A 20023-nucleotide genomic window follows, 5' to 3' on the forward strand; every position below is an offset into this window, starting at 1 on the left:
CCTTCACAACCGATCCCGGAGGAGCCGCCATGAGCGCCAACGTCCCTGTTCTTCAAAGCCTGATCGCCGGCCGCTGGGTCGGCAGCCAGGCCGCACGCGGCCTGCACAGCGCGCTCAATGGCCGGCTCATCGCCCAGACCCACGCCGAGAGCCTGGACTTCGGCGAGAGCCTGGCCTATGCCCGGGGTCAGGCCTTGCCTGCCCTGCTGAAGTCCACCTTCCAGCAGCGCGCCGCCACGCTCAAGGCCCTGGCCAACTACCTGATGGAGCGCAAGGAACAGCTCTACGCCATCTCCGTGCACACCGGCGGCACGCGGCCGGACAACTGGATCGACATCGAGGGCGGCATCGGCACCCTCTTCGCCTACGCCTCCATGGGCCGGCGCGAGCTGCCCTCCAGCAACGTCGTCCATGAAGGCCCGGCCCAGCAGCTAGGCAAGGAAGGCCACTTCTGGGGCAGCCATGTGCTGGTGCCCAAGCGCGGGGTGGCCGTGCACATCAATGCCTTCAACTTCCCCATGTGGGGCATGCTGGAGAAATTCGCCCCCACCTTCCTGGCGGGCATGCCCAGCATCGTCAAGCCGGCCACCGCCACCAGCTACGTGGCCGAGGCCTGCGTGCGTCTGATCCAGGAAAGCGGCCTGCTGCCCGAGGGCGCGCTGCAGCTGATCATCGGCGGCTCGGGGGACCTGCTGGACCGCCTGGAGGAGACCGACGTCGTCACCTTCACCGGCTCGGCCGACACCGCCGCCATGCTGCGCGTCAACAAGAACCTGATCGCGCGCTCCATCCCCTTCAACGCCGAGGCGGACAGCCTCAACTGCGCCATCCTGGCCCCGGACGTCACGCCCGAAGACCCCGAGTTCGAGCTCTTCGTCAAGGAAGTGGCCAAGGAGATGAGCGCCAAGGCCGGCCAGAAGTGCACGGCCATCCGCCGCGCCATCGTGCCGCGCCACCTGGTCGATGCCGTGGGCGAAAAGCTGCGCGAGCGCCTGGCCAAGATCAAGGTGGGCGACCCCGCCGTCGAGGGCGTGCGCATGGGCGCCCTGGCCTCCCGCGACCAGCAGAGCGACGTCACCGAGCGCGTGGCCCTGCTCTCGCAAGGCAACGAGGTGCTGCTGAGCAGCCGTGACGGCTTCGCCCCGGTGGGCGAGGGCGTGGCCGAGGGCGCCTTCTTCGCGCCCACCCTGCTGCTGTGCCGCAACCCCCTGGCCAACGAGACAGTGCACAGCGTCGAGGCCTTCGGCCCCGTGTCCACGCTGATGCCCTACGAGGACTTCGACGAGGCCCTGCACCTGGCCGCCAAGGGCCGCGGCAGCCTGGTCGGCTCCGTCATCACCAAGACCCCGGCCCTGGCCGCGCAGGCCGTGTTCCATGCAGGCGCCTTCCATGGCCGCATCCATGTGCTGGACCGCGAGGGCGCAAAGGAATCCACCGGCCACGGCTCGCCCCTGCCCATGCTCAAGCACGGCGGCCCGGGCCGGGCCGGCGGTGGCGAGGAGCTGGGTGGCATCCGCGCCGTCAAACACTACCTGCAGCGTGTGGCCGTGCAGGGCTCGCCCACCATGCTGACCGCCATCACCGGCGAGTACCAGCGCGGCGGCAAGGTGCAGGAAGACGCCATCCACCCCTTCCGCAAGTATTTCGAGGAGATCCAGATCGGCGACTCGCTGCTCACGCACCGCCGCACCGTCAGCGAGGCGGACATCGTCAACTTCGGCGGCGTCTCGGGCGACTACTTCTACATGCACTTCGACGAGGTCGCCGCCAAGGACACGCAGTTCGGCCAGCGCATCGCGCACGGCTACTTCGTGCTGTCGGCCGCTGCGGGCCTCTTCGTGTCGCCCGCGCCGGGCCCGGTGCTGGCCAACTACGGCCTGGACACCCTGCGCTTCGTGAACCCCGTGGCCATCGGCGACACCATCCAGGCCCGCCTCACCTGCAAGCGCCGCATCGACCGCGGCAACCGCCCGGACCAGCCGCCGCAGGGCGTGGTGGCCTGGGACGTGCAGGTGACCAACCAGCGCGGCGAGCTGGTCGCCAGCTACGACATCCTGACGCTGGTCGCGAAGAAGAGCGGCTGACCGGCCTGCGGCGCCCGGGGGCTCAGGCCCTCGGCACCAGCCGGATCTCGAAGAGCTGCGGCCAGAGCTTGCCCGTCACAAAGAGGCGCTTGGCCGCAGCGTCGTAGGCGATGCCATTGAGCACGTCGGCCTGGCGCGCCTGCGCCGGGGGCAACAGGCCGCGCAGATCGATCCAGCCGCGCACCTGGCCGCTGGCCGGGTCGATGCGGGCGATGACGTCCTGCTGCCAGACATTGGCCCAGACCTGGCCGTCCACCCACTCCAGCTCGTTGAGCTGCTCCAGCGGGCGGCCCAGGGCACTCACGGAGACGCGGCGCACCTCCTTCATCGTGCCCGGGTCCAGGAAGCGCAGCTGAGCGCTGCCGTCGCTCATGATGAGGTGCTCGCCGTTGTGGGTGAGGCCCCAGCCCTCGCCGGCGTAGCGGAACTCGCGTTTCTTCTTGAAGGTCTTCCTGTCCCACACGAAGCCGAGCTGGGACTTCCAGGTGAGGCTGAAGATCTCGTCGCCGACGATGGTCATGCCCTCGCCAAAATGCTCGGCCGGCACGTCCACCTTCTGCTGCACGCGGCCGTCCTCCAGTCGGACCCGCCGGATGGAGCTCTGCCCCTCCAGCCCGGTGCTCTCGAAAAGATGACCCTCATGCCATTCCAGGCCCTGGGTGAAGGCGCCCGGGTCATGCGGATAGGCCTTGACCACCGCCACGCCCCACACCGGCAGGGCGATGCGCTGGGCCTGGGCCACGCCCAGGCCACCAGCCAGCAGGGACAGCAGGAAATCGCGCTTGCGCAGGGACATGGGCTTCACTCGAGAGGGCCGAACACAGGGCGCCATTGTCGACGCTGCGGCCGGACGCTGCAGCCGGACGCCGTGGCTCGGTGCTTTGACTCGACAGCGCGCCGACCTTCGGTCCGGCCAGGGCCGCAGCCGGCTGCAGGTCACGCATTTGAGGGGCGGCCTCCCCCGCAGCGCCACCATCCGCCAGTATGCTGCGGGCCTGTTACGGCACGTATCCCATGCAAAAGCAAGCAACGTCCTTCCAAGGGCCCACTCGAGGCGCCTTGCGACTCGAAGCCCGGCTGCAGACCGAGCTGCCCGCGCTGGCCTGGTGCATGCAGTTGCAGCAAGGGGACGAGGCGGCCCAGGTGGACCATGGCGCCGAGGTGCTGGTGCTACCCGATGCCATTGCCGAAGGTTGCTGGGCCGGGGCCCTGAGCGCCGAAGGCCTGTTGACGGCCGATGTCTGCGCAGCCACCGGCGTGGCGCTGCATCAGGGTGCACTGTGGCTCTGCACCCCGACCCACACGCTGTCCCGGCTGCACTCGCTGCGACTGGGCTCGCGGCTGCTGGTGTCGAACTCGCTGGCCCTGGTGTGCGCCGCGGCCGGGCGGGAACTCGACGCTGGCTATGCCTTCTACAAGGACGACTTCTGCAGCATCCAGGACGGCCTGTCTCTGGCCCGTCGCAGCGTGCCCCTGGCCGATGGCCATCAGCTGCACCTGCATTACCACTGCAATGTGCGGGTAGGCGCCGACCTGCGGCTGCAAGAGCAGGCCAAGGCCTGCCCGGACATCGGCAGCAGCTACGAGTCCTACCGCGCGCTGCTGCTGGAGCGCATCGGTGCCGCACTGCGCAACGCAGCGGACGAGCGGCGTCCCGTGGGCCTGCAACCCATCAGCACGCTCTCGCGCGGCTATGACTCGGTCACCTGCACAGTGCTGGCCCGCGAGCTGGGCTGCCAGGAGGTGCTGTGCTTCCGCGACCCGGAGGCCCAGGAGCCTGACGCCGACAACGGCGCCGCGCTCGCGGCCCGCCTGGGCATGCAGGCGCATGTGGCCCAGCGCACGGCCTACCAGGCCCTGGATGTCTGCCCGCTATTCCTGTCGACCGGCACTGGCGGCGAAGACGTGTTCCTGGCCGCGCATGCCGACGTGCTGCGCCATCGCGTGCTGATCAGCGGCTTCCATGGCGACAAGGTCTGGGACCGCCACGCCTCGAACTTCTCACCAGACATCGTGCGCGGAGACCCCAGCGGCGCCGACCTCGAGGAGTTCCGCCTGGACCTGGGCTTCTTCCACCTGCCCGTGCCCTTCATCGCCTGCCAGCGCAAGCAGGCCATCCATGCCATCAGTGCCGGCGAGGCGCTCGCGGCCTGGCGCGTCCCTGGGGACTACGATCGCCCCTTCTGCCGGCGCCTGGGCGAGGACGCCGGACTGCCCCGCGAGAGCTTCGGCATGAAGAAGCGGGTCATGAGCCGCGCCTTCAGCCGCGGAGACCAGATCAGCAGCTACCTGGGCCCCCATGCCGAACCGGCCTTCCGTGACTACCTGGCCCGCCATCCCGTGGCCAGGCGCCCCCAGGACCTCCTGCTGCACACCCTGCAGCGGGGTCTGACGGCGCTGGGGCGCACCCTGGGGCGCCACAGCTACCGCCTGCAGCGCCTGCTGGACGCAGCGGCCCAGCGGCTCAGCCGCCATGCCGACGACTTCCATGCACAGCGCGCGCTGTTCCCCTGGGGATTCGCCCAGCGGCTGGAGCACTACCAGGCAGCCTGGCAGCGCCGCGTCTAGCGCCTGGCCACGCTCACGGCTTCTCGTAAGTGATCTTCTTGCTGCCGCCTTCGCAGCTGCCGATCACCTTGGCCTCGCCCACCTTCTCCGCCTCCACCACGTTCAGCGTGTAGTGCTTGACGCCCTTCTCCTCCAGCTTGGCGGCAATCTCAGTCTTCAGCACCTCGCAGGGCTTGACGGCGGCAAGGGCAGGAGCGGCCAGCAGAGTGGCCAGCAGGGCGGGGACGAGCGTCTTGTTCATCGATGGCTCCGAAAGAAGCTGGAGAAAGGCCAGGGCGAGGGGACGAGCGCGACAGCGCACAGCCCGTGCATTGCCCTGAGCCTGGGCGGCAGTTGGTGGTCGCGCAGCCTCACTCCTTCTGGGGGGCAGGCGTGTCCCGATACTGCAAGGCCACCTCCTCGCCGGTGCGGCGGATGAAGCCGCTGCGCTCCAGCTCCCGCAAGGCCTGCGTCAACGGCGCCAGCAAGGCCTCGTGCCTGCGGTGCAGATAGTGAAACACCGGAAAGGTGGCCAGCGGCGGCTGCAGTTGCACCACGCCCTGGACGCCATGCTGGCGCAGGCTGGCCAGGCCTGAGAGTCGGTTGGACAGGACGAGGTCCGAGCGGTCCAGCTCCATCTTCACAAAGGCCTGCTGCAGCGTGGCCACCGGCTCCAGCTGCATGCCTTTGGTGTTCTCCTCGATGATCTTGATGCCCTTGACGAAGCCCAGGCGATAGGGCCGCAGGCTGTCCCAGCCCTGCACCTTGAAGTTCCAGCGCCGGGAGAACACCACGATCTCGTACTGCAGCAACTCCACCGGCACCCGCAGCAGATTGGGGTAGAGCGTGTCGATGCCGGCCCGGCGATAGAGTTCGCCGTCCGTCTCGCCGGTGTTGGCGCTCAGCAGCGAACGTTCGCCCGGCATGCTCAGCACCTGCAGCTCACGGCCCAGTTGGCGGTAGGCCTCGCGCAGCACACGCTCAGCCACCTGGGTGGCAGGATCCTGCTCCAGCAGTGTGGAGATTCGCAGCGGCGGCTCCCCGGCCAGGGCCAGGGAAGGACTGCAGCAGGTGAGGGCCAGGACGGCCAGGCGGCGCGTGGTCATGCGATCGATCCAGGCGTTGTTGCCAGAGCATAGCCCAGCCGGGCGGACCCCGCCGCCCCATGGCCGGGCGACGGGCGCTGCCTCAATGACCCCGCATTTCCTTCAGCAGGGCGTGGGCACCGTAGATCCTGTCCATGGCCTCGGCGATCGCCGCGGCATTGACGGCCACCGTGCGGTTGCGCGCCGACTCGAACCAGTAGGCACCACCGATGGAGTGGATGTTGCCATCGAAGACCAGGCCCACCAGTTCGCCACGGGCGTTCAGCATGGGACTGCCGCTGTTGCCGCCGATGATGTCGTTGCTGCTGACCAGGTTGAAAGGCTTGGCCAGGTCCAGCTTGTCCTTGGCGGCCAGCCAGGAAGCGGGCAGCGCAAAGGGCTCGGCGCCCGTGGCGCGCTCATAGGTGCCCCCCAGCGTGGTGAAGGGCGGCACCTGGGCGTCACCTTCCTTCCAGCCCTCGACCCTGCCGTAGGACAGTCGCAGGGTGAAGGTGGCGTCCGGATAGACCTTGGGACCGGTCATGGCGAAGCGCGCCTGGGCGACCAGCTCGGAGTTCTTCTGGATCACCGACTGCACCTCTCGCTCATAGCGCTGACGCAGGGACCGGGCCTGCTCATCCACGGCCAGGACCAGGCGGATGAAGGGATCCTGGCTCTGGCGCAGCGCGGCCATGCCGCCTTCCCACAAGGCCTTGCGCTGGGCGATGTCGGCCAGTTGGCTGCCGTCAACCAGGCGGCTGGCGACCTGCTCGGGCGAGTCCTTGCCCAGCACCTGGCGGACCAGGGGCGCGTCAGCACCGAGCTGCTCCCGCATCTTCTCCAAGGAGAAAGCCAGCTTGAATTTCTCGAAGGCCGGGTAGACCGGCGCGGGCGAGAAGAGCTGGGCCTCGACGGCGGGCAGGCCGGACTCGGCGAACTCGGGCAGGCGTTCGGCATCAGGCTTGCTGCGCTCGGCCGCGCCCCGCACCAGGGTGCGAGCGATGCCGAAGAGCTGGGTGTTGAAGGCCTGCGCACGCTCCAGCTGCTGGTTCAGCATGCGATAGCCGCGGTAGCGCTGCAGCGCCGTGGCGATGGCATCCCAGGCGCCCGAGGCCTGCTGCAGCGAAGGCTGGCGGGCGACAAAGGCGCGCAGCCTGGCCTCCTCCGCCCGCTTGGCGGCCAGCAGGGAGGGCTCGTTGAGGGCCTCCAACTGGCCCTTGAACACCTTGATGTCGTTCTCCACATAGAACAACTCGGCATTGGCCATGCGGGCCTGCTCCTCCCCCTGCGTGCGGTACTGGGCCAGGCGACCACGGTATTCCGACATCTCCACCAGCGCCTCGGGCAGGCGCTGGGCGCGCAGCTGCTCCAGCTGTGCGACGGTCAGCGTGCGCTGCGTGGAGCCTGGGTGGCCCGTCACGAAGACGGCCTCGCCGGAAGCCGGCCCCTGGGTATTGACCGGGAAGAAGTCCCGCACCGCTGCGGGCTTGCCGTTCTCATAGACACGCAGCAGGCCCATGTCCAGGTCATAGCGCGGGAAGTTGAAGTTGTCCGGGTCGCCGCCGAAGAAGGCGATGGACTGCTCCGGCGCAAAGGCCAGGCGCACATCCTGGAAGCGGTGATAGCGGTAGAGCTTGTATTGGCCGCCGTGGTAGAGGTCGACCAGATCGCAGCGCTGGGTCTTGCTGTCGCCGCCCACGCATCCGGCCGTCAGCGTGGCCCGGATCGCGTTGAAGGCCTTGCTGAAGGCCTCGCCCTCGCGGCCGCGGGTGGCGGCCTTGACCTGCTCGGTGACGTCCGTAATGGCCTCCAGGCGATTGACCTCCATGGCGGGGCAGACCTGTTCCTCGTCGCGAGTCCGGGCCAGGAAGCCGTTCTTCATGAAGTCCTTGCCGGCGCTGGAGAGCTGCTCCACGCATTCGGCCACGCAATGGTGGTTGGTCAGCACCAGTCCCTCCGGGGACACAAAACTGCCTGAGCAGCCGCCAGCCAGCCGGGCCGACCCGCGCATGGCCTTGCCTAGCCAGGCCGCATCAGGCGCGAAGCCCAGCTCCTGGCGCATGCGGGCGGTGGGCGGGTTGTCCAGGGTCCACATGCCTTCGGCGGCGAGCGACAGCACCGGACTCAGCAGCAGGCTGCTCAGAAAGGCCAGACGGGTGGGACGGCAAGGCAGCATGGGCAGTCGCATGAAAGGCTCCGCAGGAAATGGATGCCGGGATTGTGGAAGTGCTGCCAAGCTGGGCGGAAAGCCATGGGTGCCCCGCAGGCCAGTCCCAGGGAAAACACCGGGCAGACTGTGGGTCGGACACGTCATCATGCGCGCAGCCAAACGGTCAGCTTTCATCCCGCCCATGACGGTCGCCGCCGCCTCCCCTTCCCTGATCCAGCGCTGGACTGCCTGGCGCGAGCGCCGTCGCGCCTCACGGACCCGCCATCAGCTGCTGCGCCGCTGCCCCCGGGCCCTGGATCTGCAGCAGCGCCTGCCAGCGGGGTTGCACCAGGCCTGGCTGGCCCATGCCAGCGACGAGTTCCCCGGCCTGCCCAGCCTTGAAAGCGACTGGTTGCTCGCCTCCACCGGACTGATGCAGTTCTTTCTGGCCGCCGCGGAGCTGGAAGGTCCCTGCGCCCTGCCCAGCCGCGCGGCCGACGCGGTCTGGCACGCCTGGCTGCAGTGGGATGCCGCCGGGCTGAGCACCTTCCAGCGCGAGCGCCTGGGCCGCGAGGTGCCCCACCTGAAGGAGTCCCAGCTGGCCGGCCCTCTGGACCATGCCCTCAGCCGCTGCTATGCCGCCTGCTGCCGGCTGGAGCAACTGAACCCGCTGGAGGGCCGTCTCCCCTTGGTCTTCGAGCTTGACCGCCGCCTGCGCATGCCGGGCGGCTGGCACTACGCCTGGCACAAGCGCCTGCACTGCCTCAGCCACCAGATACTGGACGTCGACGGCGACCCGCGTGGCCGCCAGCACCTGCATGCCGTGCATGGCGCCAGCCTGCTAGGACTGGGCCTGCTCACCGCCGGAGAGCAAGCCTCATGGGCGCAGCACCTGCAGCGCCTGAGCCGCCAGGACGAGGCCCGGCAGCGCGGCGACTCGACCGGCTCGGGCAGCAGCTGCGGCAGCGACGCGGGCAGCGCCTGCAGCGAGGGCGGCAGTTCCTGCGGTAGTTCCTGCGGAGGCGGAGGCGACTGATCGCCGCCGATGGCAGTTACGGCAGCGGTACATCCGCCGCCAAGGCCCTGGGCTAGCATCGGCGCCTGCTCAAGCCGGGCCGCCCGCCGGCCTCCTTCCTGCCGTACCCCATGCCGCCTGCCGCTCACGCCCCCCGTCTGTTCACCCTGGCTTGGCCGCTGTTCCTGGAGATGGGGCTGGGCATCGCCATCAGCCTGCTGGGCACCTTGTTGGCGGCCCGTATCTCTGACAGCGCCGGGGCCGCCTTTGCCTTGTCCAACCACGTATCGGGCACGCTCTTCATCCTCTTCCGCGTCATCGGCGCCGGCATCAGCGTGGTGCTGACCCAGGCCCTGGGCAGCGGCCGACGCGACATCGCCGACACCACCGCCCGCGCCGCCCTGGGTGCCAGCAGCTGGATTGGCCTGCTCACCGGCCTGGGCGCGCTGCTGGCCGCACGGCCCCTGCTGGGCCTGCTGGGCGCCCCCGCCGAGGTCATGCCGCTGGCCGTGCCATTCCTGATGCTGCTGGGCCCGGCCATGCTGCTGGACGCCTGGAATGCCGCCATGGCCAGCGTCATGCGAGCCCACCTGCGCGCCCGCGACACCCTGGCCGTGCTGCTGGCCATGCAGGCCCTGCAACTGGCCCTGGCCGTGCCGCTGATGCAGCAGCTGGGCCTCATCGGCTTCGCCCTGGCCCTCATTGCCAGCCGGCTGCTGGGGCTGTGCCTGCATCTGTGGCTGTGGCGCGCACGCCTGGGCCTGCGCCTGCAGCCGGCCGACTGGTGGCGGCTGCCCCGGCGCGAGCTGGGTGCCATCCTCCATATCGGCCTGCCCGGCGCAGGCGAAAACATCGCCTACCGACTGGCCTTCATGGTCAGCGTTGCCGTCGTGGGACACATGGGCGCGCAAGCCCTGGCCACGCATGCCTACGTCTCGCAGCTGATGTACTTCATCCTGCTCTTCGGCCTGGCCACGGGCTTTGCAGCAGAAATCGTGGTGGGCCACCTGATCGGTGCCGGGCAGCTGCATGCGGCGCACCGCCTGGTGCGGCGGGCCATGGCGCGCGGCCTGCTGGTCTCGGTACTGGTGGCCGGAGGCTTCGCCCTGGCCGGCCCCTGGCTGCTGGGCTTGTTCACGAGGGACGCCGCCATCATCGCGATGGGCAGTACCCTGCTGTGGCTGACGGTGCTGCTGGAGCCGGGCCGGACCTTCAACCTGGTGGTGATCAACGCCCTGCGCGCAGCCGGCGATGCCCGCTATCCGGTGATGGTGGGCAGTGGCTCCATGCTGCTCGTCCTGGCCGGCGGCAGCTGGCTGCTGGGCCATCAGCTGGGTCTGGGCCTGGTGGGCGTGTGGATCGCCTACGCAGCCGACGAATGGCTGCGCGGCCTGCTGATGTGGCGGCGGTGGGCCCGGCAGGACTGGGTGCCCCATGCGCGCGCCGTGCACCGCCGCCTGCGCAACGCGCAGGCCGAGGCCTGATCAGCGGTCGTTGAGGTAGCTGAGCGCCTGGCGCGCCTGGCTGATGCCATTGACGAGGCTGTAGGAGGACAAGCCCGGCGCCACCGTGCCCTTGGCGCGGTACTCCCACACCAGGGCCAGCCGGCACTGCTTCACCGTGACCGCCGTGTTGGCACCGCCGCCCGCAGCCCCGGCGGCAGCCTGGTCCAGGCTGGCCTGCAGATCCTCCAGGCTGACCGTGTACAGGGACCGGTCGGCACTGGTGGCCTGCAAGCGCGCCTGCGGACCGCCGCGATAGCCCGTCCAGCGCACGGAACGGCCGTCTGCGAGCTGGCATTCGCCATCCGCCAGGCTCAGCTGGGGCTGCAGGCCGGCCGGGCCGGCCAGGGCCGAGCTGAACTGTGCCTGCGAACGCTGCAGCGACGAGGGCGCCGCAACGCGGATCTGCACCGCCGCTGGCAGCGAGACCGTGCTGTCATGGGTCTGGCCGCCATGCTGCAGCCGGATCGTCCAGGCCTCCTGGGCGCTGAGGACCTGGGCCGCGAGCGTGTCGCCCAGATCGGAAGTAGGCGACAGGCGCACATTGCCCGGCATCAGCCACATGGCGTCCGGCGCATCGAGCCGGACGACGGTCAGTAGATTGGCACGGTAGCTGAATCCCAGATCGGCCGTCACCCGGCCGTCCTCGCGACGCAGGCTCCCGCCCAGGCGCAGATCCTGAGCGGCCACCTCCTTCGAGGACTTGCAGTTGGCCAGGCCGCACAGGGCGCCGTTGGCTATGTCCTTGCCCAAGTCCTCCACGCCGCCCCCGCAGGCCGACAGGCCGATCAATGCCGCCGTGGCCAGGGCGACAGCGCAGCGTCCGCGCGCGCGCAGGGCGGGGCTCAGGGGGAAGGAGGGTGGCAGCAGCATGGTCGGTGTCCTTGGTAGACGAACGGACCGGACGCAAGCCCGGTGCAATGCGCGAAAGTCTAACGACTTGATGGATGATGTCACCCGCCAGGCGGGCGATCGATGCGTCTATCGAACAGGCGATGCGCAGGCTGGCCCATGCAGAATGCCGCCATGCCCGCCCCCCCTGCGCCCACCGCTCCGCCAGTCCTGCCGGCCCTGCTGCGCCCCAGCCTGCAACTGATCCTCACCTTGGCCCTGGCCTCGGTGCTGATCTTTGCCAGCCTGGAATGGCTGCCGGGGCATGCCGCCGCGCTGATGCTGGGACCAGATGCCAGCCCCGACGCCGTCCAGGCCCTGAGCCGCGAGCTGGGCCTTGAACAGCCGGCCTGGCAGCGCTACGGGCAATGGATCACAGGCCTGCTGCAGGGCGATCTGGGGCAGTCCTATGCCTACCGAACGCCCGTGGCGCCCATGCTGGCCGAGCGGCTGCGCCTGAGCCTGCCGCTGAGCTGCCTGGCGCTGGCGCTCACCGTGCTGGCCTCCCTGAGCCTGGGGCTGCTGGCCGCGGCCCGCCGTGGCCGCTGGGTAGACCACCTCCTGCTGGGCCTGAGCCAGCTCGGCCTGGCCCTGCCCGCCTTCTGGTTCGGCATGGGGCTGCTGTGGCTTTTTGCGGTGCGCCTGCAATGGCTGCCGGCCGGCGGCTTCCCCGGGTGGGACGCCGATCTGGGTGGCGGCTGGGCGCCGGCCCTTCAGGCCCTGCTCCTGCCCGCCCTGGCCCTGGCCCTGACCCAGACCGCCCTGCTGGCCCGGCTGCTGCGTGCCAGCCTGCTGGATGTGCTGCAGGAGGACTACGTCCGCGCGGCGCGATCCCGGGGTCTGCCCGAAGGCCGAGTGCTGCTGCGCCACGTGCTGCGCAACGCCCTGGTGCCCGTGCTGACCCAGCTGGGTACGCAGTTCGCCGGCCTGCTGGCAGGTGCCGTGCTGATCGAGACCCTGTTCCAGCTGCCAGGCCTGGGACAGCTCATCGCCCAGGCCATCGCCAACCGCGACCTGGTCGTGGTGCGCAACGCCGTGATGGTCCTGGTGGCCCTGGTGCTGCTGCTGAACTGGGCCGTCGACATGCTCAACACCTGGCTGGACCCGCGCCTGCGTCGACCGGAGCTCGCCCATGGCTGAGGGCCAGGTCTTGCCTCGCACCCGATGGCGCCGGCTGTGCACCCACCCGCGTCTGCTGGCTGGCCTGCTGCTGTGCGCGCTGCTCCTGCTGGCCGCTGCGGGCAGCCTGCTGCTGCCCAGAGCCGCCACGCTGGACGTCGACCTGGCGCGGCGACTGCAAGGCCCCGGACCCAACCACTGGCTGGGCACCGACGCCCTGGGCCGCGACCTGCTACCCCTGCTGCTGGGCGGCGCGCGCAATGCCCTGGGCGTGGGGCTGATCGCGACCGGCCTGTCCCTGGGCCTGGGCCTGCCGCTGGGGCTGCTGGCGGCCTCGCAGGGCGGCTGGGTGGACCGGCTCATCAGCCGCTTCAGCGACCTGGGCCAGGCCTTCCCCGCCCTGCTGCTGGCCATCCTGATGGCGGCCAGCCTGGGGCCCGGCATGGGCGTGGCCATGGGGGCCATCGGCCTGCACGGCGTGCCTGCCTGCCTGCGCCTGGTGCGCGCGGCGGCGCGGGTGCAATGGCAACGCGACTATGTGCGGGCGGCACGCGCCTTCGGACGGCCGGGCTGGCAGATCGCCCGCGTGCATGTGCTGCCCAATATCGCTTCGCCCCTTCTGGTGCTGGCCAGCAACCAGTTCGCCCTGGCCCTGCTGGCCGAGGCCTCGCTGGCCTATCTGGGCCTGGGTACGCAAGCGCCTGCGCCCAGCTGGGGCCGCATGCTGGCCGAGGCCCAGACCTGGCTGTTCGAGGCCCCGCAACTGGCCCTGCTGCCAGGCCTGTGCCTGATGCTGTCCGTGCTCGGCCTGCAGCTGCTGGCCGATGGCCTGCGGGACTGGCTGGACCCGCGCAACTGAGTCCGCCGGCCATGCCATGATGGCACCCATGGACCGCCGCCACCTCCTGCACGCCCTGGGCGCCAGCCTGGCCCTGCCCGCCCTGCCCGCGCTGGCCCAGCCCCGCGGGCGCGACGCCGTCGTGATCGGCATGACCCTGGAGCCCCCGGGCCTGGACCCGACCGTGGGCGCGGCCTCGGCCATCGCCGAGGTGGTGCACTACAACGTCTTCGAAACCCTTACCCGCATCGGCCCCGACGGCCAGGTCGGGCCGGGTCTGGCCCTCAGCTGGGAGGTCTCGCCGGACCTGCGGACCTACACCTTCCGCCTGCGCCGCAACGTGCGCTTCCACAACGGCGAGCCCTTCACGGCCGCCGCGGTGAAGTTCAGCTTCGAGCGGGCCGGCGGCGAGGCCAGCACCAACAAGGACAGGCGCGTCTTCGCCAATATCGCGCTGATCGCCAGCCCCGAGCCGGAGGTGCTGGTCATCGGCCTGAAGCAGGCTGAGCCGGACTTCCTCTTCCTGATCGGCCAGGCCACCGCCGCCATCGTGGAACCGAAGAGCGCGGCCACCAACGCCCAGCAGCCGGTAGGCACCGGGCCCTACCAGCTCGCCAGCTGGCTGCGCGGCGCCAGCCTGCAGCTCAAGGCCTTCGAGGGCTATGCCCAGCGCGGCCAGCCCCTGCCGCCCATCCGCCGCGCCAGCTTCCGCTTCATCGCCGACCCGGCCGCACAGGTGGCGGCCCTGCTCTCTGGAGACGTCGATGCCTTCCCCCGCGTGGCCGCCGCCCGCAGCCTGGAGCAGTTCAAGCGCCAGCCCCAGCGCTTCCAGCTGATCATCGCCGGCTCGCGGGCCAAGACCCTGCTGGCCATGAACCACCGCCGCAAGCCGCTGGACGATGTGCGCGTGCGCCGCGCCCTGTCCATGGCCCTGGATCGCAAGGCCCTGATCACCGTCGCGGCCGACGGCTACGGCCTGCCCATCGGCAGCCACTACGTGCCGGGGGCGCCGGGCTATGTGGACCTGACCAGCGTCAATCCCTACGACCCCGCCCGGGCCCGCGCCCTGCTGAAGGAAGCCGGCGTCAGGGACCTCGCCCTGACCCTCAAGCTGCCGCCCACGCCCTATGCCCGCCAGGGCGGCGAGCTGGTAGCGGCCCAGCTGGCGCAGGTGGGGGTGCAGCTCAAGCTCGAGAACATTGAGTGGGCGCAATGGCTGGCGGGCGTCTACGGCGCCCACAACTACGAGCTCACCCTGATCTCGCATGTGGAGCCCTTCGACCTGGGCAACTTCGCCAAGCCGGGCTACTACTGGGGCTACGAGAGCAAGGCATTCAACGAGCTGTGGCAGCGCTACCTGTCCAGTGCGCGCGAGGCCGAGCGCCTGAAGCTGCTGGGCGAGATGCAGCGCCGCATCGCCGAAGACGCCGTGGCGGCCTGGCTCTACCAGCCGCAGTGGATCACGGTGGCCCAGGCCCGGCTCAAGGGCCTGTGGACTGGCATGCCCATCTTCGCCAACGACCTGGCAGCCCTTCGCTGGGAATGAGGGCCTGATGCAAGACCTGACCCCCTCGACGCAGGCTGTTCACGAATGGCCGGCCCTGCGGCTGCTGCAGGCCTACGAGATGCGCAGCCTCAGCCCCGTGGAAGTACTGGACAGCCTGCACGCCCATGTGCAGCGCTGGGAGCCGCAGCTGCAGGCGCTCTACGCCCCGGACTTCGACGCCGCCCGCGAGGCCGCCCGTGCCTCGGAGGCCCGCTGGGCGCGGGGCGAGCCACTGTCGGTGGCGGTCGCCGGCCAGCGAATCACCCTGGACGGCCTGCCCCTGACGCTCAAGGAGAACATCGCCAGCCGCGGCACCCCCGTGCCCCTGGGCACCGCCGCCACCGAGCTGCAACCCGCACCCGAGGATGCGCCCCCCGCCGCCCGCGCACGCGAGCTGGGCGCCCTGCTCTTCGCCAAGACCACCATGCCGGACTACGGCATGCTCAGCTCCGGCCTCTCCAGCTTCCACCCCCTCACCCGCAATCCCTGGGACCTGCGCAAGAACCCGGGCGGCTCCAGCGCAGGTGCCGCGGCCGCGGCGGCGGCGGGCTACGGTCCGCTGCATGTGGGCACGGACATCGGCGGCTCCATACGCCTGCCGGCCGGCTGGTGCGGCCTCTTCGGCCTCAAGCCCAGCCTGGGGCGCATCCCCATCAAGCCGCCCTTCGCGGGCCGCGTGGCCGGCCCCATGACCCGCCGGGTCGAGGATGCCGCCCTGCTGATGGCCGCCCTGTCCCGCCCCGACTGGCGCGACGGCATGAGCCTGCCGGCGCAGGAGCTGCCCTGGCTGGACCTCGACCTGGACCTGCGCGGTCTGCGCATCGGGCTGATGCGCGATGCCGGCTGGGGACTCACGGTGGACGGCGAGATCGCCGCCGCAGTGGACGAGGTGGCGCAGCGGCTGGCAGCTGCCGGGTGCCAGGTCTTGCCCACGGGGCCCTGCTCCACCCGCGCCATGATCGACAGCCTGGACGCCTTCTGGCGCATGCGCTCCTGGCTGGACATCTCGGCCCTGCCGGAGGAGCGCCGCGCCCGCGTCCTGCCCTACATCCGCGCCTGGGTGGACCGCGGCGCCCAGCTGACGGCCACCGAGCTCTTCCACGGCTACAGCCAGATGGCGGCGCTGCGCGACGCGGCGCTGGCGGCCTGTCAGCCCTTCGACTTCGTGATCTCCCCGACCAGCCCCGTGCCCAGCTTCCCGGCGGAATGGGCCAGCCCCATCCACGATCCGCAGCGGCCTTTCGAGCACATTGCCTTCACGCTGCCCTTCAACATGAGCGAGCAGCCGGCCGCCACGCTCAACGCGGGCTACACGGCAGCGGGCCTGCCCATCGGCGTACAGGTGGTGGGGCGGCGCTTCGATGACCTCGGCGTGTTGCGCCTGAGCCATCAGCTGCAGGGCCTGCTGGCCGACCGCCAGCGGCCCTGGCCCCGGCCTCCCGCCGCCGCGGCTCAGGGAAGCAGCTGAACCTGCGCCGCCAGCGCGCGCACCTCGGCCAGGCTGGGTGAGCGCGCCCCGGCCTGCAGGCAGGCAGCAGCGCCGGCCGCCATGGCGTAGCGCAGCTGGGCTTCCTCGCCGAGCCCGTGCAGGCAGGCGTAGACGAAGCCGGCCATCGAGGCATCGCCCGCGCCCACGGTGTCGACCACCTCGACGGCCAGGGCGCTGGCCGACCATTCCTGCGCGCCCTTGTAGAGCGTGGCGCCCTGGGCGCCGCGGGTATAGAGCAGGCGGGCCTGCGGATTCCATACCGCCAGCTGGCCCAGGCCCACATGGGCCGTGGGGCTGCGGAAGAGGCCGCAGAGGTCTTCGTCCGACACCTTGATCACATCGGCCAGGCGGCTCATGCGCTCCAGGGTGTCGTCATAGCGGTTGTCCATGCCCTGGCGGTAGTTGGGGTCGTAGCTGATGGTCACCCCCTGAGCCTTGAGCGACTCCGCAAGCTCGACCAGGCGGCTGGCCAGAGGCTCGCGGTTAAGGCTGATGCCGCCGAAATGGGCCCATCGCACGAACTGCCGCCAGCCCTGGGGCAGGCCGCTGGGATGGAAATGCAGGTCGGCGCTGTCATCGCCGATGAAGAAGTAGCGCGGCGGGTGGGTCTCATGGACCACAGCCAGCAGCGGCGAGCGCTCGACCTGCTGCAGGAAGCGTGGGTCCAGGCTGGCATCCATGCTCTCCTGCCACAGGGCCTGGCCGAAGACGTCACAGCTGATGGCGCCCCCAAAAGCCGAGAGTTCGCCCAGGGTGGACAAGGCCCGCGCCACGTTCCAGGGCGCGCCGCCGCAGCGGCTGATCCAGCTGTCAAGGCCGGTGCAGATGAGGTCGGTCAAGGCCTCGCCAAAAGCAACAAAGCGGGGCAGGTCAGCATGAAGGACTGGGCTCATACTGCAATTGCAGCGCCGTCCGTCACACTCTGCAAGCCCTCCGAGGCGGGAGAGGGATGACAGGCGCGCTGCGCGCTTCCACAATCGATACCAATCACGCAGTACCTGACGATGGATCGACGTTGCCTGCTCCTGAGCCTCCTCGCCTGCACCCACCGTGCCATGGCGGCGGATGCCGTGATCGGCTACCCCAGCTATGCCGACTCCGACGCCCAGGACCCCATCCACCAGTACCACCTCGCCGTGCTGCGCCTGGCTTTGGAGCGCAGCGGAGGCCACTACCGCTTGCAGGCGGTGCGCAAGCCCGTGGGCCAGGGGCGGGCGATCCGTGAGCTGTCCGGCGGATCCTCCGACCTGGACCTGCTCTGGAGCATGACCAGCGAGGAACGCGAGCAGCAGTTGCTGCCGGTTCGCATCCCCATCGACCGCGGCCTGATGGGCTGGCGCCTGCTGCTCATCCGGCGCAGCGACGCCGAGCGCTTCGCCGCCGTCCGCAGCCTGGAGGCCCTGAGGGAGCTGACGGCGGGCCAGCTCCATGACTGGCCGGACACCGGCATCCTGCGCGCAAACGGCATGACCGTAGGCACCACAAGCGTCTACGGCAGCCTCTTCACCATGCTCAGCCGCGGGCGGGTGGACTATTTCCCCCGCTCGGTGCTGGAGATCCAGGAGGAGATGCAGCAGTTCGGCTCAGCCAACGAGCTGATGATCGCTCCGGGACTGATGCTGCGCTACCCGACCGCCAACTACTTCTTCGTCAACCGCCAGAACCAGCAGTTGGCAGCCGAACTCCAGCGGGGCCTGGAGCGACTGCTGGACGAGGGCCTGCTGCACAGCCTGTTCATGAACCACTTCCGCATGCGCCTCAAGCCGCTGCGCCTGGCCGAGCGGCGCGAGCTGCAGCTGCGCAATCCTCTGCTGCCGGCGGCCACGCCGCTGCAGCGGGTCGAGCTGTGGGCGGATCCGGCGCAGTTCTCTTGAAGCCCGGACGGCCCCGCATGCATCGCATCCCGCCGGCCCCGCCGCTGACCCGGCGCGGCCTGATGCTGAGCCTGCTGGCCCCGGGCCTGGTTCAGGCGCAGCCGGTGACCCGCGTGGTCTACCCGGCACACGAGGCCTTTCACGATCCCCAACTGCCTTACATGCTGGACGTGCTGCGCCTGGCCCTGTCGCAGGGACCCCATGCCTACGAGGTCCAGGCCAACGGCACGGCCATGACCCAGGGGCGCGGCCTGCGCGAGCTGGAATTCGGACGCGGCGACATCAACCTGCTGTGGAGCATGACCAGCCGCGAGCGCGAGCGCACGCTGCTGACGGTGCGCATTCCCCTGGACCGCGGCATCCTGGGCTGGCGGCTGCTGCTGGTGCGCGCGGCGGATCTGGAGCGCTTCGCCCGCGTGCGCAGCCTGGATCATCTGCGCAAGCTGCAGGCCGGCCAGATGCACGACTGGCCCGACACCGAGATCCTGCGCCACAACGGCCTGCCCGTGGGCACGGCCAGCATGTACGAGAAGCTCTTCCAGATGCTGGCGCGCCAGCGCATCGACTACTTCCCGCGCTCGGTGATGGAGATCGAGGACGAGCTGCAGCGCTACGGCCGCGCCCTGGACCTGGCCATCGCGCCCCGCCTGATGCTGCGCTATCCCACGGCCAACTACTTCTTCGTCAGCCCGCGCTTCCCGCAGTTGGCCGAGGACCTGCGCCTGGGCCTGGAGAAGGCCGTGGCCGAGCGCAGCCTCCAGGCCCTCTTCGCCCAGCACTTCCGCGCGCTGCTGCAGCGGCTGGACGTCCCGCACCGCCAGGTCCTGAAGCTGGACAATCCACTGCTCACCCCCGAGACCCCGCTGCATCGGCCCGAGCTCTGGGCAGATCCCGGCAATCCCTTCTGATGAACCTCTTCGTCGCCCTGCGCTACCTCGTCGCCCTGGACGATCACAAGCACTTCGGACGCGCCGCGCTGGCCTGCCATGTGACTCAGCCCGCACTGTCCAACGCCCTGCGCGCGCTGGAGGAGCACTACGGCTGCGCCATCGTCAAGCGCGGGCGCAGCTTCGAGGGCTTCAGCGCCGAGGGCGAGCGCGTGCTGCAGAGCGCGCGGCGCATGCTGCGCGAGCAGGAGCTGCTGGACCAGGACCTGAAAAGCCGCGTCGGCGCGCCGCAAGGCCATCTGCTGGTAGGGGCCGTGCCCACGGCCATGCCCATCGCCGCGCGCTTCGTGGCCCAGCTGCAGCGCCGCCATCCGGGCATCCTGCCCACCCTGCGTTCGCTGAGCTCCATCGAGCTGGAGACCGGCCTGGACCAGCTCGCCCTGGACCTGGGCCTGGGCTACACCGAACGCATGGCCGATACCCGCGTGCCCCTGCGCCTGCTGCCGCAGTACACCGAGGCCTACTTTTTCGTGCGCCGCGCCGAGACCTCGGCGGCCGGCGGCCTGCAGATGGGCCCGCCCCTGCCCTGGGCCGAGGCGGCACGCCTGCCCCTGTGCCTGCTCAGCCCGGAGATGCACAACCGCCGCATCATCGATCGCGCCTTCGCCGAGGCACAGGCCGTGGTGCGACCCGCCATCGAGTCCAACTCCACCATCACCCTGGTCACCGCCGTGCTGGCCGGCGGCGTCTGCAGCGTGCTGCCCGGCGCCCTGCTGGGCACGGTGCTGGAGCATGGCGGGCTGGAGGCTCGCCCGCTGAGCCACCCCGAGGTGCGCATCCCCATCGCCTTCATGCTGCACAGCGCCAGCCGCCCCTCACAGGCCCTGGAGGCCGCCCTGCAGCTGGCCCAGGAGCCCGACTGGCTGGCGCAGGCCGCGCAGCATGCGGGCGCGCTGCGCGGCTGAGCCCGGGCACGACGGACGGCCCGCGATCTCCT

17 protein-coding genes are annotated in these 20023 nt (G+C 70.3%); 11 read left to right on the top strand and 6 right to left on the bottom strand.

Translation table 11 applies throughout. The features are described from left to right. Window positions 1–29 precede the first annotated feature (29 nt). Entirely contained in the window at window positions 30–2084 is a 2055-nt protein-coding gene (gene paaZ / locus ACS5PK_RS13975) for a phenylacetic acid degradation bifunctional protein PaaZ (RefSeq protein ID WP_439440862.1), read from the top strand. Window positions 2085–2106: 22 nt separating this feature from the next. On the opposite strand, the gene ACS5PK_RS13980 is transcribed toward paaZ, so the two are convergent. Further along, entirely contained in the window at window positions 2107–2880 is a 774-nt protein-coding gene (locus ACS5PK_RS13980; protein ID WP_439440863.1) for a glutaminyl-peptide cyclotransferase, read from the bottom strand. Window positions 2881–3143: 263 nt separating this feature from the next. Here ACS5PK_RS13980 and ACS5PK_RS13985 point away from each other — a divergent pair, with 263 nt between their 5' ends. Continuing rightward, complete coding sequence (locus ACS5PK_RS13985) at window positions 3144–4652, top strand: hypothetical protein (protein WP_439440864.1); 1509 nt, start codon at window positions 3144–3146, stop codon at window positions 4650–4652. Between the two features lie 13 nt (window positions 4653–4665). On the opposite strand, the gene ACS5PK_RS13990 is transcribed toward ACS5PK_RS13985, so the two are convergent. From ACS5PK_RS13990 to ACS5PK_RS14000, 3 genes are all read right to left on the bottom strand, one after another. Continuing rightward, complete coding sequence (locus ACS5PK_RS13990; RefSeq protein ID WP_439440865.1) at window positions 4666–4893, bottom strand: DUF1161 domain-containing protein; 228 nt, start codon at window positions 4891–4893, stop codon at window positions 4666–4668. 109 nt (window positions 4894–5002) lie between these two features. Beyond that, window positions 5003–5737, bottom strand: a complete 735-nt coding sequence (locus ACS5PK_RS13995) for a substrate-binding periplasmic protein (protein WP_439440866.1) — start codon at window positions 5735–5737, stop codon at window positions 5003–5005. Window positions 5738–5819: 82 nt separating this feature from the next. Further along, entirely contained in the window at window positions 5820–7904 is a 2085-nt protein-coding gene (locus ACS5PK_RS14000) for a S46 family peptidase (protein ID WP_439440867.1), read from the bottom strand. Between the two features lie 163 nt (window positions 7905–8067). Between ACS5PK_RS14000 and ACS5PK_RS14005 the strand changes: the two genes are divergently transcribed. After that, window positions 8068–8901, top strand: coding sequence for a hypothetical protein (locus ACS5PK_RS14005; RefSeq protein WP_439440868.1), 834 nt, complete (start codon window positions 8068–8070; stop codon window positions 8899–8901). Between the two features lie 110 nt (window positions 8902–9011). Then, window positions 9012–10364, top strand: a complete 1353-nt coding sequence (locus ACS5PK_RS14010) for an MATE family efflux transporter (protein ID WP_439440869.1) — start codon at window positions 9012–9014, stop codon at window positions 10362–10364. Here the strand turns inward: ACS5PK_RS14010 and ACS5PK_RS14015 are convergent, their stop codons facing one another. After that, window positions 10365–11255 carry a hypothetical protein gene (locus tag ACS5PK_RS14015; RefSeq protein ID WP_439440870.1) on the bottom strand — a complete coding sequence of 297 codons (891 nt, stop codon included), beginning with the start codon at window positions 11253–11255 and terminating at the stop codon, window positions 10365–10367. A gap of 153 nt (window positions 11256–11408) precedes the next feature. Here ACS5PK_RS14015 and ACS5PK_RS14020 point away from each other — a divergent pair, with 153 nt between their 5' ends. From ACS5PK_RS14020 to ACS5PK_RS14035, 4 genes are read left to right on the top strand one after another with little or no spacing between them, the layout of a single operon-like run. Then, window positions 11409–12413: an ABC transporter permease gene (locus tag ACS5PK_RS14020; protein WP_439440871.1), complete on the top strand. Its 1005-nt coding sequence runs from the start codon at window positions 11409–11411 to the stop codon at window positions 12411–12413. Next, entirely contained in the window at window positions 12406–13251 is an 846-nt protein-coding gene (locus tag ACS5PK_RS14025) for an ABC transporter permease (protein WP_439440872.1), read from the top strand. The genes ACS5PK_RS14020 and ACS5PK_RS14025 overlap by 8 nt, the downstream gene beginning before the upstream one ends. Before the next feature lie 28 nt (window positions 13252–13279). Beyond that, a complete protein-coding gene (locus tag ACS5PK_RS14030; RefSeq protein WP_439440873.1) occupies window positions 13280–14776 on the top strand; it encodes an ABC transporter substrate-binding protein in 1497 nt (498 codons plus the stop codon). 7 nt (window positions 14777–14783) lie between these two features. Next, on the top strand, window positions 14784–16244 hold the full coding sequence (locus ACS5PK_RS14035) for an amidase (RefSeq protein WP_439440874.1): 1461 nt from the start codon (window positions 14784–14786) through the stop codon (window positions 16242–16244). On the opposite strand, the gene ACS5PK_RS14040 is transcribed toward ACS5PK_RS14035, so the two are convergent. Beyond that, window positions 16229–17158, bottom strand: a complete 930-nt coding sequence (locus ACS5PK_RS14040; protein WP_439440875.1) for a carbohydrate kinase family protein — start codon at window positions 17156–17158, stop codon at window positions 16229–16231. The genes ACS5PK_RS14035 and ACS5PK_RS14040 overlap by 16 nt on opposite strands. Window positions 17159–17269: 111 nt before the next feature. Between ACS5PK_RS14040 and ACS5PK_RS14045 the strand changes: the two genes are divergently transcribed. From ACS5PK_RS14045 to ACS5PK_RS14055, 3 genes are read left to right on the top strand one after another with little or no spacing between them, the layout of a single operon-like run. Beyond that, entirely contained in the window at window positions 17270–18139 is an 870-nt protein-coding gene (locus ACS5PK_RS14045) for a substrate-binding periplasmic protein (RefSeq protein WP_439440876.1), read from the top strand. A 17-nt stretch (window positions 18140–18156) separates the two neighbouring features. Beyond that, complete coding sequence (locus ACS5PK_RS14050) at window positions 18157–19047, top strand: hypothetical protein (RefSeq protein WP_439440877.1); 891 nt, start codon at window positions 18157–18159, stop codon at window positions 19045–19047. After that, window positions 19047–19991: a LysR family transcriptional regulator gene (locus ACS5PK_RS14055; RefSeq protein WP_439440878.1), complete on the top strand. Its 945-nt coding sequence runs from the start codon at window positions 19047–19049 to the stop codon at window positions 19989–19991. Before ACS5PK_RS14050 ends, ACS5PK_RS14055 begins: the two co-directional genes overlap by 1 nt. The last annotated feature ends 32 nt before the right edge of the window (window positions 19992–20023 follow it).

It is taken from the genome of Roseateles sp. DB2, assembly GCF_051857535.1.
Taxonomy (GTDB): Bacteria; Pseudomonadota; Gammaproteobacteria; order Burkholderiales; family Burkholderiaceae_C; genus Roseateles_B.

Coding starts and splice junctions, on each gene's coding strand:
- ACS5PK_RS14055 (WP_439440878.1), top strand. CDS start 19,047: ATGAACCTCTTCGTCGCCCTGCGCTACCTCGTCGCCCTGGACGATCAC.
- ACS5PK_RS14005 (WP_439440868.1), top strand. CDS start 8,068: ATGACGGTCGCCGCCGCCTCCCCTTCCCTGATCCAGCGCTGGACTGCC.
- ACS5PK_RS14020 (WP_439440871.1), top strand. CDS start 11,409: ATGCCCGCCCCCCCTGCGCCCACCGCTCCGCCAGTCCTGCCGGCCCTG.
- ACS5PK_RS14050 (WP_439440877.1), top strand. CDS start 18,157: ATGCATCGCATCCCGCCGGCCCCGCCGCTGACCCGGCGCGGCCTGATG.
- ACS5PK_RS14045 (WP_439440876.1), top strand. CDS start 17,270: ATGGATCGACGTTGCCTGCTCCTGAGCCTCCTCGCCTGCACCCACCGT.
- ACS5PK_RS13990 (WP_439440865.1), bottom strand. CDS start 4,893: ATGAACAAGACGCTCGTCCCCGCCCTGCTGGCCACTCTGCTGGCCGCT.
- ACS5PK_RS14025 (WP_439440872.1), top strand. CDS start 12,406: ATGGCTGAGGGCCAGGTCTTGCCTCGCACCCGATGGCGCCGGCTGTGC.
- ACS5PK_RS14000 (WP_439440867.1), bottom strand. CDS start 7,904: ATGCGACTGCCCATGCTGCCTTGCCGTCCCACCCGTCTGGCCTTTCTG.
- ACS5PK_RS14035 (WP_439440874.1), top strand. CDS start 14,784: ATGCAAGACCTGACCCCCTCGACGCAGGCTGTTCACGAATGGCCGGCC.
- ACS5PK_RS14010 (WP_439440869.1), top strand. CDS start 9,012: ATGCCGCCTGCCGCTCACGCCCCCCGTCTGTTCACCCTGGCTTGGCCG.
- paaZ (WP_439440862.1), top strand. CDS start 30: ATGAGCGCCAACGTCCCTGTTCTTCAAAGCCTGATCGCCGGCCGCTGG.
- ACS5PK_RS14040 (WP_439440875.1), bottom strand. CDS start 17,158: ATGAGCCCAGTCCTTCATGCTGACCTGCCCCGCTTTGTTGCTTTTGGC.
- ACS5PK_RS13995 (WP_439440866.1), bottom strand. CDS start 5,737: ATGACCACGCGCCGCCTGGCCGTCCTGGCCCTCACCTGCTGCAGTCCT.
- ACS5PK_RS13980 (WP_439440863.1), bottom strand. CDS start 2,880: ATGTCCCTGCGCAAGCGCGATTTCCTGCTGTCCCTGCTGGCTGGTGGC.
- ACS5PK_RS14015 (WP_439440870.1), bottom strand. CDS start 11,255: ATGCTGCTGCCACCCTCCTTCCCCCTGAGCCCCGCCCTGCGCGCGCGC.
- ACS5PK_RS14030 (WP_439440873.1), top strand. CDS start 13,280: ATGGACCGCCGCCACCTCCTGCACGCCCTGGGCGCCAGCCTGGCCCTG.